This window comes from Streptomyces sp. NPDC051105, assembly GCF_040682795.1.
In the GTDB taxonomy this organism is placed as follows: domain Bacteria; phylum Actinomycetota; class Actinomycetes; order Streptomycetales; family Streptomycetaceae; genus Streptomyces.
The window spans coordinates 1-2,151 of record NZ_JBFBBR010000061.1; the positions used below are offsets into that span (position 1 = coordinate 1).

Here is a 2,151-nt window from a genome sequence, read left to right on the forward strand (position 1 = left end):
AACTATTTCTTAGTGATGAAGCCATTAATTTACTTCAAATGTGGTGTAACTCTCCTCAACAACTTAGAAAGATGGTTGGTATTATTCTTAATGCTAAAAATGCTGTATGCAAAGAGAATGAGGAACTTGGAGTATTCTTTGTCCTCGAAGAAGAAGTATTACAAGAAAAAATCCTTAATACTCTAAGACGCTATTTTAATGCCATTAGAACTAAAGAAAATGAAATAACCAATTACGAAAACTATTTATTTGGGTCAATGAAAAATATGTTTGCGGAATACTGGAATAATCAAGCGCTCAAACAAAGATTAAACTCAAACGAAACAAATAAAGAGAACCTAAATATGGATGATTCTGTTTGGTCTAATTCTAATTATGAGAATGAAACCAATCAAAATGATTTAGCTCGTCTTGAAAGAATTAAACTTGAAGCTCTAGCGAAAATCAATTCTAAAGCAACATGATTCAGAGTACTATTTTAATAAAAAAAGTGAAAATCAATAATTATTGTCACTTTTTTTATACTTTTTCAATTGGAGTAAAGGCTTCAATAACTTTTCCAATGATTTGAGTATTTTCATCTCTTGGAAGAAGAATATCAGGAAATAGTCGATTGCCTTCAAAATCTATATCATCATTCAAAGAGACAAGTCTAATATAATCATCTTCCACATAAACAGAACCGACTAACTCAAACAAAAAGTTTTTTACAAGAAAGTTCAAAAAAAATGGGAAGAGTACGAAAAAGAAATTGAGAAACAACAAGCTGAAGATGAACAAGTGATTTATTCAGTAGCAATGGAACCAGCACTCAAAGAAGCAATTAAAATAGCAGGAAAGAAGAAAGGTAAACTTCAAGGCGGAGCAAAGGCTGTTATAAGAGAAGCCTTAATAGAGCATTTCAAGAAGAATAAAGATTACTTTAACTAAAGTTATAGTTTTATGTTAGAGAGGAGTCAACTCAATGAATAAAACGCCATCAGAATGCTTTTAAAAGGGCTTAAAAGGCAAAATATGAGCTTATAGGACGATTCAAGCATTAAAGGGAGTGAAAAATTCATTTTTCAATTTCTTTAGTGCTTTTTCGTTGGTTTGCTCAACGACAGGAGCATTATTTTTTACTTTGTAAAAAATAGAGTTTTTTCAAAACTCAAATAAAAAAGTCCGGTCTTAAATTTTAAAAAACAAAAATTTTAGATCCGACTTGTTTTATTGTACACTTATCAGAATTTTCAACGGACTAAATTTCAAAATCATCATCACGTGCTTTGTGTTTTGAACTTTGATTTTTTTGATAGGCTTCTAAACGTTGTTCTGATTTTTGATAATATTGAATGTTTTTATCGACTTTATATAAAGTATCTCTTAAATCATCACGTTCAAGTTTTAGATTTTTTATTGTATCTCTGATAGTGGTATCTACATAATCTAAACTTTTGTTTTGTTCGACATACTCTATAATCTTTGTATTTAATTTATCTAATTGCTTTTCTGTTTCTTGATAGGTGGCTTTTAAGTCCTTTCCTATGGTTTCAAAACTTCTATCAAAACCAAGTCCTTGACTAATCAAGAAATCGAACTCATGAAAGACTTGTTTGAGTTTGATATTGGCATTGTCAGAATAAAGAGGGACATTTCCACTTTGTCGTTGTAGATTTTTAGCAACAGTTGTTCCATACATGATTTTATTGTTTGCCGGACTTTTCTTATCAAGATAAGAAAATCGGTCTTTATTTTTGATAAAGACTTGATAATCGCCATTTTCTAATTTATCGACACAGCGTGCAGGTATCTTTATTGTCGCTTCTTTATCTAAAGCAGTATCAATCGTTACGTATAAAAAATTTTCAGTTTCTTTCTCAATTTGCCAATCTTCTACCAAAATTGAAATTTCTTTTTCTTGTCCTTTTTCTTGAATGCTTTCTTTGTCTTTCCAAAGTTTCACGACTTCCTCTACTGAATAACCAATGGTATTTTTTTCTATCCGTTCTTTTAGATTTTCCTTTAAAAATTTATCATTTTTTAAACTTCTATCTCTAATTTTTTTGGTTTGTTCGCTTCCCTCTAAAAGATAAGTGGTATATTTTTTTGTGTCGTCCACTTTTAAATTTAAGGCTCTTGCTTTTTCTTTAAAATCTTCCCAAGTGTGAG

Annotated in this window: 4 protein-coding genes; 2 read left to right on the forward strand and 2 right to left on the reverse strand. The window is 29.9% G+C overall.

Annotated features, from left to right (window positions below; all coding sequences use genetic code 11):
• Positions 1 to 464: hypothetical protein (locus tag AB0N16_RS41650; RefSeq protein ID WP_365806020.1), on the forward strand; the 464-nt coding region annotated here is incomplete at its 5' end.
• A 55-nt stretch (positions 465 to 519) separates the two neighbouring features.
• Here AB0N16_RS41650 and AB0N16_RS41655 read toward each other — a convergent pair.
• Entirely contained in the window at positions 520 to 723 is a 204-nt protein-coding gene (locus tag AB0N16_RS41655) for a hypothetical protein (RefSeq protein WP_361734350.1), read from the reverse strand.
• 75 nt (positions 724 to 798) lie between these two features.
• Between AB0N16_RS41655 and AB0N16_RS41660 the strand changes: the two genes are divergently transcribed.
• The gene (locus tag AB0N16_RS41660; protein ID WP_257792705.1) at positions 799 to 930 is read left to right on the forward strand and encodes a hypothetical protein; all 132 of its coding nucleotides are present in this window, start codon (positions 799 to 801) and stop codon (positions 928 to 930) included.
• A gap of 310 nt (positions 931 to 1,240) precedes the next feature.
• Here the strand turns inward: AB0N16_RS41660 and AB0N16_RS41665 are convergent.
• Positions 1,241 to 2,151, reverse strand: a 911-nt coding sequence (locus tag AB0N16_RS41665; protein WP_365806021.1) for a hypothetical protein, incomplete at its 5' end; no start/stop codon positions are given.